Here is a 14,112-nt window from a genome sequence, read left to right as displayed (position 1 = left end):
TCATGCTATCTAATTAGCTGATAACTGAGTTTTCAAGATATTACATATCAGACGGTGGTGGTGAAAGTACATCACGCGTATTGTTGTGATTTGGCGTACTGACAATACCTTGCATCTCCATTTGCTCTACAATTCTTGCAGCACGGTTGTAGCCAATTCTAAATTGACGCTGTACACCAGAAATAGAAACTCGTTGTTTTTCAACAACAAATTCTACTGCTTGGTCAAATAATGGATCAAGTTCTTCACCGTCATCGTAACCACCACCATTACCACTTTCGCCTTCTTCACCACACTTAGTAATAGCTTCAATATATTGTGGGCGACCTCGTGCCTTCCAATCAGTTGCAACAGCATGTACTTCATCATCGCTAACAAAAGCACCATGAACACGCTCAGGCACAAAACCATTCGGTGCATAAAGCATATCACCCATGCCTAATAATGATTCAGCACCACCTTGATCTAAAATAGTTCGAGAGTCGATTTTGCTTGAAACTGTAAAGGCAATACGGCTAGGTATATTGGCTTTAATTAAGCCAGTAATAATATCAACTGAAGGTCTTTGTGTTGCAAGTACAAGGTGAATACCCGCAGCACGTGCTTTTTGCGCTAAGCGAGCAATTAACTCTTCCACTTTTTTACCTGCGGTCATCATTAAATCAGCGAATTCATCGACGACAACCACGATATAAGGTTCTTTTTCCAACGTTGGCATTTCTGTCGCTATAGTATCTGTTGGTTTCCAGAATGGATCTGGAATTGGGCGTCCCATTGCTTCAGCTTCTTTAATTTTTTCGTTATAACCCGCAAGGTTACGTACACCAAGTGCGGACATTAATTTATAACGACGCTCCATTTCCGCCACGCTCCATCGCAACGCACTTGCGGCATCTTTCATATCTGTCACAACTTCAGTCAGAAGATGCGGAATACCTTCATATACAGATAACTCAAGCATTTTAGGGTCAATCATAATAAAACGAACATCTTCTGGTTTCGCTTTATAGAGAATGCTTATAATCATCGCATTCACACCGACAGATTTACCTGAACCTGTTGTACCAGCCACCAATAAGTGTGGCATCTTAGCAAGATTGGCAACAACAGGTTGTCCACCAATATCTTTACCTAAGACAACAGTCAATGGAGAGCGACTGTCACGAAATGCATCACTATCTAACAATTCACGCATATATACGGTTTGACGTTTTTTATTAGGTAATTCCAATCCTACATACGGTTTTCCTGGAATAACCTCAACAATACGCACTGCAATAGCAGACAATGAACGTGCTAAGTCGCGTGATAAATTTGAAATACGAGCGGCTTTTACACCCGGCGCAAGTTCAAGTTCAAATCGCGTGATAACAGGCCCCGGCGAAATACCAACCACCTTGGCTTTAACACGGTAATCATTAAGACGCGCTTCAATAAGTTTACCAATACGCTCAAGCTCAAACATATCAACAGGTTCTTCTTCTACTGGCGGTGTTGTTAATAGATCCAGAGAAGGCATTGGTGTGGTTGGTTTTTGCAACGGTCTGTCATTACGCATCAAGAATGGGTGAATTAAAGATTCTTGCTGTTGCTGTTGCTGTTGCTGTTGCTGTTGCTGTTGCTGTTGCTGTTGCTGTTGCTGTTGCTGTTGCTGTGCAAAATGCTGAGCCATATTTGGCTGTGGTTCAATACGTGATTGCGATGCAGTTTGAGATACAGCACGTGGCGTAACAGGTTCAGAAACAATCGGCGTAAATACCGGCTCTATCGGCTCTTCATCCAATAAATCATCAATAGGTGAGAAAGCTTCTAATGCGGAGAGTTCTCTTTCTAACTCAATTTTTGGGGTGTACTCTTCCTCGTCATCATCACGAGGTGAGATTTGTAAAAATGCATTACTGGTTGGATACTCTACTTTTTTCTCCATTGTTTGCGTTGGCTTTGCTGATTGTGAGGCAAACGAATGTTGAATATGAGGTTGGTAACCCGTAGTTGCTTGTAATGAAGGTGCTGATGTTGATATTTGAGGCAAAACTTCATCATCTTCATCATCTAACGAAACATCATCACCATAACGATCCTGCAATTGTTGCTTAAATTGCGCAGCGAGTTGTTGCTGTTCATAAAGCTCGTTTTCGTCGATCTCATGACTATTATCTTCTGCTGAAGAGAATGTATTTGCAGTAACAGTAGGTTCGTCTCGATAATTATCTTGTTGATAATCAAAGGAAGAAAGTGGTGTTTCAATATTCGGCTCATAATGAGAGGTGGATTGCTCAATAACCTCATCAGCTTCGTCACCATAGCGTTCACGCTGTTGCTCTAGAAATTGCTGACGTAATTCTTGTTCAAAATTCGCTTGGTCTTGAATATCAGCTAACTCATCTTCAGGCTCAGATTGAACCGCTTCTTCACGACGACGTAGCTCTGCTTCACGTTGCGAAGGGATGTGAATACCATAAAGCTCACGGCGAGTAGGCAAACGTACTGGATTTGGTCGTGGCAGTTCAGGTCCTAAGCCTTGTTTAACTTGTGCTCCGTGACTGACTAAGGCACTTGTTGCGACTCCGGCAGTCACCGTTGCAGCTTGTGTTAAGGTATCATCGCTATCTGGCGCCAGTGAAAATGTAGGTTCAGCTCGTCCTACAGGCATAAAACTCTCTGCAGGTTGTGCAATAGGGTTATTCTCAACTAATGGCTTCACAGAAGATGTGTTCTCTTCTGGAATTGAATAAACAGAATGTTGAGGAGCACTGGCTTCTGGCTGAATATCTTTTTTAAGGAAGGCTTCCGGAATATCAAAACGGTAATGTTCAGGTGCTTCTTCTGTTATTTCAGACGTATTTTCTGCAACAGACTCGGCGATAACAGGCGCAGCTGGTGCTAATGATTGAACATGATCGTCGGTATCATTTGTTGCACTGAATGAAGGCAAGTCATCTTCTTCTGTTTTAGAAGGTTGCGATGAATCAATATCTTGCTGACGAGCAAGTTCAAGCGCTGAAGGCGCAGAAAATAAGATGTCATCACTCTCTTCTGTTGTTAGTTCTGATGATTGTTTTTCTGTTTGATTTGAATGTTCAGTAACATCATCAACAAAATCTTGAGTGTTATCATCTTGTTCGTCTTCATATTCAGCGTCGTGTTGGCCTCGATTAGTAATAAACCCCACCGTACCAAGGATAACTGCACCAATCTTTTCGGTGATAGTTAGCCACGACCATCCTGTAAATAATGTAAAACCAACAGCCCAAACAGATAACAATGCAAGTGTTGCGCCTAATACATTAAACCAAGGTAACAATGCCTTACTAAATAAGCTGCCAATAACACCGCCTGAGCTAAAATTGTAGATATCATCAAAATTAAGATCAGCTAATGCACAAGAGGTAAAAACCAGAGCCAAGGCGCCAATCGTGCGAAGTGCAAGGGAGAAAAAGTCAGTATATTCGCGATTTTTTTGGTAGCGCAATGAATTCCAACAACCAAAAACAACCACAACTGGAATAGCATAGGCGAGTAAGCCAAATGCTGAAAATAGGATATCAGCTAACCATGCTCCGATACTGCCACCTAGGTTTTGAATAGGTTCATTCCATGTGGTTTGTGACCAGCTAGGATCAGAGGGATGAAAGCTAAATAAAGAAACCATCAAAAAGACAGCACCAATCCCGATTAAAATGAGAATAGCTTCCCAAACACGACGACGGTTACTTATCTTTGTTAAACGAATATTTTTGTCTTCTGTATATTCCTGGCTCAAAGAGGGCTCTCCAGGTTTAACTTAGGGTTAAATTAAAACGGAACAACGCTGAGATATCTCAGCGTTGAAACTGTATGCATAAACAGGAGTGTACCTAATTTTTTCCTGCTTTGCACCAACCTATTAAGTTGGCTTAGCGAGTTTTGATTACAAGGCGGTTGCTTTGTTTAACTTCTTCCATAACCACGTAAGTACGTGTGTCATTAACACCCGGAAGACGTAACAGAGTTTCACCCAGTAATTTACGGTAAGCAGACATATCAGGCACACGAGTTTTCAACAGATAGTCAAAATCACCAGAAACTAAATGACATTCTTGGATTTCTTCAAGTTTTTGAACAGCCATATTAAATTGTTCAAAAACATCTGGCGCGCCACGGTTTAGTGTGATTTCCACAAATACCAGTAATGATGCATCGAGGTAATGAGGGTTTAACAGCGCAGTATAACCAGAAATAAATCCTTGGCGCTCTAAACGACGTACTCGCTCTAAACAAGGTGTTGGTGATAAACCAACACGTTTAGATAACTCAACGTTTGAAATACGACCATCTTTTTGGAGCTCATTTAGAATATTCCGGTCTATTCTATCAAGATCTTTACCCGGACGTTTTTTATTATCAATCATCTCTATACTCTCTTTCTCTTTTTCTCTTACTTTATTTTCCTATACCCATACCTGTACACCTTCAGCATCAATGTCGAAACTTCGGTATCAAACGGTCAGAGCAAACTACCAATCTATTTTCTTTTAATGCCAGATAAAACATCTATTTTATCTAAATACTCATTAGCAAATATCGCAAAGTAACTATCTTACACCCTGTCTGTCGAAAAATTGTACCTATAACATCCGAAGATAATTATCTTTAACAATCATGTTTTCGCAAATGTACAGCGGATTGTCAAAGCAAATGAGTAAAAATCAGAACAAGGCGCTATGTTATTCTCTATATACGCAAGATAGTCATCAATTGTAAAGCAAAATGTTTCATGTTGATTCGATGATGTTAGCCCAATATAACTCTATAATTATTAAACTATATTAGTATTAACTATTGCTAAAATAGCTAAAATATTATGTCTATTTCTCGTCATTGGCTTTTTTTAACGTCTTATTTCTCCTACAATCCCCCAATTCGCATCACGCCTAATCAGAGATGAGGTACACATGAGCACCATCAAACATAGCAAACTTATTATTTTAGGTTCAGGCCCTGCGGGTTATACCGCTGCCGTTTATGCTGCAAGAGCAAACTTAGAACCAGTACTGATTACGGGTGTTGAAAAAGGCGGTCAGCTGACAACAACAACAGAAGTCGAAAACTGGCCCGGCGACCCAGAAGGGTTAACAGGCCCAGGTTTAATGGATCGCATGTTTCAGCACGCTGAAAAATTTAATACAGAGATTATCTCTGACCATATTAATAAAGTCGATCTGAAAAACCGTCCTTTCCGTCTATTTGGTGATGAACAAGAATACACTTGTGACGCATTAATTATCGCTACAGGTGCTTCTGCACGTTATATCGGCTTACCTTCAGAAGAATCTTTTAAAGGCCGAGGTGTCTCTGCTTGTGCAACCTGTGACGGTTTCTTCTATCGTAACCAAAAAGTCGCGGTCGTTGGTGGCGGTAATACTGCAGTAGAAGAAGCACTGTATTTAGCCAATATTGCATCCGAAGTTCATCTGATACACCGCCGTGATTCATTCCGTTCTGAAAAAATCTTAATTAATCGTTTAATGGACAAAGTAAACAGTGGCAATATTATTTTGCATACTGATCGTACTTTAGACGAAGTTCTTGGCGACGATATGGGAGTGACCAAAGTTCGTTTAAAAGATACTAAGAGCGATAAAACCGAAGAATTGGATGTAATGGGTGTATTTATTGCCATTGGACATAGCCCAAATACCGCTATTTTTGATGGACAATTGGAATTAGATAACGGTTACATCAAGGTACAATCAGGCACACAAGGTAATGCAACTCAAACCTCAATTGAAGGTGTTTTTGCAGCAGGTGACGTAATGGATCACATTTATCGTCAAGCAATTACCTCTGCAGGAACCGGTTGTATGGCCGCTTTAGATGCAGAACGTTACTTAGACGCACAAAAATCCAACTAAAATCATCACTTCCTTTCAAGGCGCTATTTCAGTAGCGCCTTTTACCATGTAACATACTAACCTGGTTGCCAAAGAGTATAACTACTTACCTTGGCCTTTCTGATACTTTGTATCTCACCTGCAGATTTGAATCTTTTCTTATGGATAAAACTAAACAAAATGAATTGGTTCGATGGCTGAAACAGCAAAGTGCTCCAGCCCGTCGATGGCTACGGCTATCAATGATTCTAGGTGTTGTAAGCGGTTTATTAATTATTGCTCAAGCATGGTTATTAGCTGTTTTACTTCAAGCATTTATCATGGACAGTATTAACCGTGATACGCATATACCTACCTTTCTCACCCTTATTGGTATTTTTATCTTACGTGCAGCAGTAATGGCAATACGGGAGCGTGTTGGTTATCGCTGTGGTATGGCTGTTAGGCAACAAATTCGTAAAATTGTCCTTGATAGACTTGAAGAATTAGGCCCTGTTTGGGTTAAAGGCAAACCAGCAGGAAGCTGGGCAACGATTATCTTAGAACAAATTGAAGATATGCAAGATTATTATGCTCGTTATCTTCCACAGATGTATCTTTCCGCTATTGTTCCTATTCTTATCCTTATCACCCTATTTCCTGTTAACTGGGTTGCGGGGTTAATTTTATTCTTTACTGCTCCGCTTATTCCGCTATTTATGGCTTTGGTTGGCTTAGGTGCGGCTGATGCAAACCGTAGAAACTTTCTCGCGTTAGGCCGTTTAAGTGGTAATTTCCTCGATAGATTAAGAGGACTAGACACATTACGGCTATTTAATCGTGGTAATGCTGAAGTCAAACAAATTACAGAAGCAACAGAAGACTTCCGTAAACGTACGATGGAAGTGCTAAGAATGGCTTTCCTTTCTTCTGGTGTATTGGAGTTTTTTACAGCTGTTTCTATTGCTGTTGTTGCTGTTTATTTCGGTTTTTCTTATTTAGGTGAACTTAATTTTGGCAGTTATGGTTTGGGTGTTACCCTCTTTTCAGGTTTCTTAGCGCTGATCCTTGCTCCTGAATTTTTTCAACCTTTACGAGATTTAGGCACTTATTATCATGCAAAAGCGCAAGCAGTGGGCGCAGCGGAGTCTCTGGTTGAGTTTTTAGAGACTGATGGTGAAAAACCTCAATTAGCAGGTAATGAGCGTATCAATACAAACGAAAGTATTGAAATAACGGCACATGAACTAGAGATTTTATCGCATCAAGGCGTAAAATTGGCTGGCCCATTAAGTTTTACAATTAATCCTCAACAACGTATTGCGATTGTAGGCCAAAGTGGTGCAGGAAAAAGCTCATTATTAAACGCTCTTTTAGGTTTCTTACCTTATCGCGGTTCATTAAAAGTTAATGGTATTGAATTAACTCAGCTTTCACCTGAAGCATGGCGTCAATGTTTAAGTTGGGTGGGACAAAATCCAAATTTACCTGAACAAACTTTACTTGATAATGTACGTTTAAGCGCTCCAAATGCCAGTTCAGAACAAATTAATCTGGCTATTGAAAACGCCTATGTCAGCGATTTTATTAACGATTTACCTGATGGGTTAAATACAGTCATTGGCGATAGTGCTGCACGTCTTTCTGTTGGTCAAGCACAACGAATTGCCGTAGCCCGTGCTCTATTATCTCCTTGCCAATTATTATTACTAGATGAACCAGCGGCAAGCCTTGATTCTCATAGCGAACAACGTGTGATGCATGCACTCAATAATGCATCATTAAATCAAACTACGTTGCTTGTTACCCATTTATTGGAAGAAACATTAGGTTATGATCAGATTTGGGTAATGGAAAAAGGTCAAATTATTGAAACGGGCACTTATGCATCATTAAGCCAGCAACAAGGGGCTTTTGCTCGTCTTCTTGCTCATCGTAAAGAGGAACTTTAATTATGAAAGTATTGCTTCCTTTTCTCGCACTCTATCGTCGCCATTGGTTTATGTTATTGCTAGGTATTATTCTTGCTATCTTAACTTTATTGGCGAGCATTGGCCTTTTAACACTATCAGGTTGGTTTTTAGCAGGTACTTCTCTAGCCGGCTTTGCGGGGATTTATAGCTTTAACTATATGCTACCTGCGGCAGGTGTTCGTGGTGCAGCGATATTTCGTACTGCGGGCCGTTATTTTGAAAGACTCGTTAGTCATGATGCAACATTTCGCGTGTTATCACACTTACGGGTATTCACCTTTGAAAAGATCTTGCCTCTTTCTCCCGGTGGAATTGCACGTTTTCGTCAAGGTGAGCTACTTAACCGCTTAGTGGCTGATGTTGAAACATTAGATCACCTCTACATTCGTGTTATATCACCTATTATTGCCGCTTTTGTCGTCATTATGATGATTATGTTTGGCCTTGGGTTAATTGATGCTCGCTTAGCCAATACATTAGGTGGCATTATGCTCACCTTGCTGATTGTTTTACCTTTTGTGTTCTATTATGCGGGTAAGCCTATCGGCCGTGATCTGACTGATTTACGTGGGCAATATCGCACTGTGCTAACTAGCATGTTACAAGGGCAAGCAGAACTAACTGTTTTTGGTGCGTTACCTCGTTTTAGAGCAAATTTAGCGCAACTTGAAGCCAAGTGGTTACACCGACAAGCACAACAAGCAAACTTAACAGGATTATCGCAATCATTGATGATCCTCGCCTCAGGGCTGACTGCAACCTTAATTTTATGGCTAGCAGCAGATGGAATAGACCATAGCTTTATGCCTGAAGCTCTAATTGCTTTATTCACATTCTGTGCATTGGCAGCATTTGAGTCTTTAGCCCCTGTTACGGTTGCTTTCCAACATTTGGGGCAAGTGATGACATCTGCAACACGTATTTCTCATTTAATTGAGCAAAAACCAGATGTCACTTTCCCTGAAAAAGGAGAAGAAAGAAAAAAGAGTGCTTCACTTACCCTACATAATGTGTGCTTTACTTATCCAGCTCAGCCGATGCAAGTTATTAATCATGTAGATTTAACTATTGAAGCAGGGCAACATATTGCATTGTTAGGAAAAACAGGTTGTGGTAAATCAACACTCTTACAATTAATCAACCGCGCTTTTGATCCAACTCACGGCACGATCCGCTTAAATAATTCATCTATTGCCGATTATGATGAAGCGACTTTGCGTTCAATGATGTCTGTTGTTCCTCAACGTGTTCATGTCTTTAGTCATACCCTAAGAGAAAACTTAATTATGGCAAAAGAAGAGGCTACGGATGAAGAGCTAGTCTATGCACTTCAACAAGTTGGCCTTGGACACCTTCTGGAAAATGATGAAGGCTTAAACGCATGGATGGGCGATGGTGGTAGACAGCTCTCAGGTGGCGAACAGCGACGTTTGGGACTGGCAAGAGCCCTACTCCATAATGCACCTCTTGTATTGCTTGATGAGCCAACAGAGGGCCTTGACGCCGACACAGAACAGCAGATCCTTGCTCTCTTACACCAACATTGTCAGGGTAAAGCAGTATTAATGATCACTCACCGACTTCACGGTTTAGATAAAATGGATAAAATTTGCGTTATGGATGGCGGAAAAATCGTTGAAACAGGCACTCATGCTTCGTTGTTAAAACAACAAGGACATTATGCTAAATTCCACCAGAGACAGGCACTATTAACTCCGGCTCACGAGGCATAATATGCCGTTGTTTCAATTAGACGATAGTGATTTGGATTTTCCAGAGCCTCATTTAGCATTAAAAGAGCCTAATGGATTATTAGCGATAGGAGGAGAAATCTCCTCTTCTCGATTACGTGTTGCATATCAATCAGGGATCTTCCCTTGGTACTTCCCCTACGAAGAACCATTATGGTGGTCACCTGATCCAAGAGCTGTCTTGCCTGCTGGTGATTTGCATATTGGGCGTAGTTTACGTAAATTTATTCGTCATCATCCGTATAAAATAACGTTAAATCACGCCTTTAGTTCAGTGATAGAGGCCTGTTCTATTCGTGATGAAGGTACATGGATAGGCCCTGATATTAAAGAAGGTTATGAAGCGCTGTATCATCAAGGTGAAGCACATTCTGTTGAAGTATGGGAAGGCGATGAACTCGTAGGTGGCTTATATGGAGTCAATATTGGTGCGGTTTTTTGTGGTGAATCGATGTTTAGTCGCAGAGATAACGCTTCTAAATGTGCCTTTATTGCTTTTTATAACCATTTTCTTCGTTATGGGGGTCAACTATTTGATTGTCAGGTGCTAAACTCTCATACTGCCTCGTTAGGCGCCAGTGAGATCTCGCGTGACCATTATTTAGATGCATTATCTCGCTGGAAAAAAGTGATTATTGATAAAAAGTGTTGGTATCAGCAATCGTTGGAATTATAATCACTGCTTGTTTTTGTAAAGCCCTTCTTATTTAAGACAGAATTGAGAATGCCATTCTGTTATTTATACAAAAAGGTTTATACAAAAATTTTATCTTACACACCTATTATGTGGTTAAGGTGTGTTGCTATTTTATTGTTATAAATACCACAAAATAAAGAATTACGACTTCTGTTATTACTTTTGCTTTAGCTCAGTAAAACGCAAGTCACGGTAAGGATGTTAAGTGCAATAGCAAGGTGAACACCATTGCTATCCGATAACATTCCTTTACATAGGACAATATTTTCGGCATTATCTTGCCGTTTAAAAAATATGGTTATTAAAACTTAGAGGATTAGATGGCCAAAGAAGACAACATTGAAATGCAAGGCACTGTACTGGATACTCTGCCAAACACGATGTTCCGCGTAGAATTAGAAAACGGACACGTCGTTACCGCTCATATCTCAGGAAAAATGCGTAAAAACTATATTCGTATCCTGACAGGCGACAAGGTTACCGTTGAGCTGACCCCATATGACCTGAGCAAAGGCCGTATCATCTTCCGTAGCCGTTGATCCCAATCTGTTCTCTCCCGTTATTGTTATATAACGGGTGAAAAAAACACCACAGGCAAGGCATTTATTGATGCTCACCTGTGGTGTATGCATTTATGGCTTAGTAAGTTAACCGCTATTTTTTAGATAACGGTATCTTCATTCTTAGCCAGCTTTTCTTGACTGACAAACTCGTAGTTTAACTTATCTGCTAGTTTATCTAATGTGACAGAAACTGAACCGCCATTAACAAGAGAGCCAAATAAAATCTCGTTGGCTAATGGTTTTTTCAGATTTTCTTGGATTACACGCGCCATAGGTCTTGCGCCCATCGCTTTATCATAGCCTTTATCACACAACCATTGACGTGCTTCTTGACTAACTTCTAACGATACCCCTTTATCATCTAGCTGTACTTGTAACTCGACAATAAATTTATCCACTACCATAGAGATAATTTCAGGTGATAATGCATTAAACCAAATAATGTTATCTAAACGGTTACGGAATTCAGGTGAGAACGCTTTTTTAATTTCCGCCATAGCATCGGTGCTATTGTCTTGCTCTGTAAATCCAATCGACTTGCGTTGCGTTTCACGCACACCCGCATTAGTCGTCATTACTAAAATAACATTACGGAAATCTGCTTTGCGACCATTGTTGTCTGTTAATGTACCATTATCCATGACTTGTAGAAGAATATTGAACACATCTGGATGTGCTTTTTCAATTTCATCAAGCAACACAACAGAATAAGGGTTTTTGATTACTGCATCAGTTAATAATCCACCTTGATCAAAACCAACATAACCAGGAGGCGCACCAATTAAACGGCTAACAGTATGTCGTTCCATATATTCAGACATATCAAAGCGCAGTAATTTAACATTCAACGCTTTCGCTAATTGCACAGTAACTTCTGTTTTACCTACCCCTGTTGGGCCAGCAAATAAGAATGAACCTACTGGTTTGTTATCTTGGCCTAAGCCTGCTCGACTCATTTTAATGGCTTCAGATAATGCATGAATTGCAGGATCTTGACCAAATACCAACATTTTTAATTGGTTATCGAGATTTTTCAGTATCGATTTATCGCTACTAGAAACTGTTTTTTCAGGGATACGTGCGATTTTAGCAACTACAGATTCAATATCAGAAACATTGATCGTTTTTTTGCGTTTACTCGGCGCAATTAAACGTGTTTTTGCACCAGCTTCATCAATAACATCAATGGCTTTATCTGGTAGATGTCTATCTGTAATGTATTTAACAGATAAATCCACCGCAGCCTGAATCGCTTTATTGGTATAACGTACATCGTGGTGCGCTTCATATTTCTGACGCAATCCTTTGATGATTAAAACGGTTTCATCAGGTGAAGGTTCTGTTACATCAATTTTTTGGAAACGACGCGCAAGTGCTCTGTCTTTTTCAAAAATATTACTAAATTCTTGATAAGTCGTAGAGCCTATAACTCGAATTCGCCCACCTGATAACAGCGGTTTAATTAAGTTTGCCGCGTCTACCTGCCCACCTGATGCGGCTCCTGCACCAATAATAGTGTGGATCTCATCAATAAATAAGATGCTTTTCTCATCTTTTTCAAGGGTTTTCAGTAACGCTTTAAAGCGTTTTTCGAAATCGCCACGATATTTAGTTCCCGCTAATAGCGAGCCAATATCTAGTGAGTAAATGGTGTAGCCTTTCATAACGTCAGGAACATCATCTTGCTCAATACGCCATGCAAGCCCTTCTGCAATTGCGGTTTTACCGACGCCTGATTCCCCCACTAATAGCGGATTATTTTTGCGACGACGACATAATACTTGAATGGTTCGTTCTAATTCAGCTTGACGCCCAATCAGAGGATCTATTTTACCTTGCCGCGCTAACTGATTAAGGTTAGTTGTAAAATTATCCATATGATCGTCACCTTGAGGTATCTCTTGCTGAGATTGCGCGTTCATATCATTCATGTCAGAAAGATCTTCGTTTTGTTGATCTTCTTTTGAAATACCATGAGAAATAAAATTCACGACATCAAGGCGACTAACGTCATGCTTACGTAATAAATAAGCTGCGTGAGATTCTTGTTCACTAAAAATAGCCACCAGCACATTAGCGCCAGAGACTTCATTTTTACCTGATGATTGAACATGAAAAACAGCACGCTGTAAGACACGCTGAAAACTCAGCGTTGGTTGTGTTTCTCTGTCTACATTTTCAGGCAAAATAGGGGTTGTTTTACGAATAAAAACTTCAAGTTCTTCGCGTAAGACTGCCAGATCGACTTTACAAGCTTCCAATGCTTCGCGTGCCGATTTATTACTTAATAGCGCCAACAACAGGTGCTCTACAGTCATAAATTCGTGTCTGTTATCACGGGCTTTCGCGAATGCAACATTAAGACTCAGCTCTAATTCGTGATTAAGCATAAGCACCTCCTCCTTAAAAGACTAACCGGATCATGCTTGTTCAAGAGTACATAAAAGTGGGTATTCGTTTTCTCTTGCATACAGATTAACTTGTGCCACTTTTGTTTCAGCAATATCCGCACTATAAACCCCACAAACTCCTTTTCCTTTATGATGAACGTCCAGCATAATTTGTGTTGCTTTTTCCTCACTGAGAAAAAAATACATCGTAAGCACTTCTACAACAAAATCCATGGGGGTGTAATCATCATTATTCAAGATCACCTTATACATTGCTGGTGGCTCATTTACCTGATGAACATCATCCCTTAACGTGGTTTCTGTTAAAAAATCAAACTGACCCATTGTTTTGTATTACTCATAGTTTTGTTAAACGTCACTTTCAATTATGACATTTAGTTTACCATCTCACAGGAAAGTCTGCCTATCAACGCTTTTTTATTCCCTCTTTTTACATCTAAAAAATAACAAAGCGTTAGCTACATCAAAATTTCGCCTTATCGGAACACTTTCTGTCCCTTTCACCTCTTGACGACTGAAACAATAAAATAGAGTATGTTTTATGAACAGCTCAGTAAATATACTGAAAGTGATGTTAAACAAATAAATACAAGTATATGAGAGAAGCTAAGTATGGAGACAGGTACAGTAAAGTGGTTCAATAATGCTAAGGGCTTTGGTTTTATTACCCCAGAAAAAGGTGGCGAGGATATTTTTGCCCACTATTCAACAATTAGAATGGAAGGCTACCGCACACTTAAAGCGGGGCAGAAAGTTAATTATAGCACGATAAAAGGGCCTAAAGGTGACCATGCTGACCTTATCATTCCTATCATTGAATAGAAGATACGCACAGTATAGATAAACCTGATAATACATTTTGCCC

Annotated in this window: 10 protein-coding genes; 6 read left to right on the top strand and 4 right to left on the bottom strand. The window is 40.0% G+C overall.

The genetic code is table 11. The features are described from left to right. Positions 1-40: 40 nt before the first annotated feature. Positions 41-3,763 carry a DNA translocase FtsK 4TM domain-containing protein gene (locus tag ABN217_RS05635; protein WP_349459165.1) on the bottom strand — a complete coding sequence of 1,241 codons (3,723 nt, stop codon included), beginning with the start codon at positions 3,761-3,763 and terminating at the stop codon, positions 41-43. Positions 3,764-3,896: 133 nt separating this feature from the next. Then, positions 3,897-4,391, bottom strand: a complete 495-nt coding sequence (gene lrp / locus ABN217_RS05630) for a leucine-responsive transcriptional regulator Lrp (protein ID WP_004244566.1) — start codon at positions 4,389-4,391, stop codon at positions 3,897-3,899. Positions 4,392-4,934: 543 nt separating this feature from the next. Between lrp and trxB the strand changes: the two genes are divergently transcribed. The 5 genes from trxB to infA all read left to right on the top strand — a co-directional run bounded on the left by trxB (position 4,935) and on the right by infA (position 10,812). Then, complete coding sequence (gene trxB / locus ABN217_RS05625) at positions 4,935-5,894, top strand: thioredoxin-disulfide reductase (protein ID WP_036938142.1); 960 nt, start codon at positions 4,935-4,937, stop codon at positions 5,892-5,894. A 140-nt stretch (positions 5,895-6,034) separates the two neighbouring features. Further along, positions 6,035-7,804, top strand: coding sequence for a heme ABC transporter permease/ATP-binding protein CydD (gene cydD, locus ABN217_RS05620; RefSeq protein WP_196553348.1), 1,770 nt, complete (start codon positions 6,035-6,037; stop codon positions 7,802-7,804). A 2-nt stretch (positions 7,805-7,806) separates the two neighbouring features. Then, positions 7,807-9,558: a heme ABC transporter ATP-binding protein/permease CydC gene (gene cydC, locus ABN217_RS05615; RefSeq protein ID WP_349440114.1), complete on the top strand. Its 1,752-nt coding sequence runs from the start codon at positions 7,807-7,809 to the stop codon at positions 9,556-9,558. Position 9,559: 1 nt separating this feature from the next. Continuing rightward, a complete protein-coding gene (aat, locus tag ABN217_RS05610; protein WP_349459164.1) occupies positions 9,560-10,252 on the top strand; it encodes a leucyl/phenylalanyl-tRNA--protein transferase in 693 nt (230 codons plus the stop codon). A 341-nt stretch (positions 10,253-10,593) separates the two neighbouring features. Continuing rightward, complete coding sequence (infA, locus tag ABN217_RS05605) at positions 10,594-10,812, top strand: translation initiation factor IF-1 (RefSeq protein ID WP_004244560.1); 219 nt, start codon at positions 10,594-10,596, stop codon at positions 10,810-10,812. A gap of 122 nt (positions 10,813-10,934) precedes the next feature. Here the strand turns inward: infA and clpA are convergent, their stop codons facing one another. Both clpA and clpS read right to left on the bottom strand, forming a co-directional pair. Further along, the gene (gene clpA, locus ABN217_RS05600) at positions 10,935-13,226 is read right to left on the bottom strand and encodes an ATP-dependent Clp protease ATP-binding subunit ClpA (protein ID WP_196553350.1); all 2,292 of its coding nucleotides are present in this window, start codon (positions 13,224-13,226) and stop codon (positions 10,935-10,937) included. A 30-nt stretch (positions 13,227-13,256) separates the two neighbouring features. Then, entirely contained in the window at positions 13,257-13,571 is a 315-nt protein-coding gene (gene clpS / locus ABN217_RS05595; protein ID WP_036938154.1) for an ATP-dependent Clp protease adapter ClpS, read from the bottom strand. Positions 13,572-13,859: 288 nt separating this feature from the next. Between clpS and cspD the strand changes: the two genes are divergently transcribed. Next, positions 13,860-14,069, top strand: coding sequence for a cold shock domain-containing protein CspD (gene cspD, locus ABN217_RS05590; RefSeq protein ID WP_072062820.1), 210 nt, complete (start codon positions 13,860-13,862; stop codon positions 14,067-14,069). The last annotated feature ends 43 nt before the right edge of the window (positions 14,070-14,112 follow it).

Origin of the sequence: Proteus sp. fly-1067 (assembly GCF_040139345.1) — a bacterium.
GTDB classification, from domain to species: Bacteria; Pseudomonadota; Gammaproteobacteria; order Enterobacterales; family Enterobacteriaceae; genus Proteus; species Proteus vulgaris_B.
The sequence above is the reverse complement of the archived record's forward strand: the minus strand, read 5'-3'. Positions and strand labels throughout refer to the sequence as shown.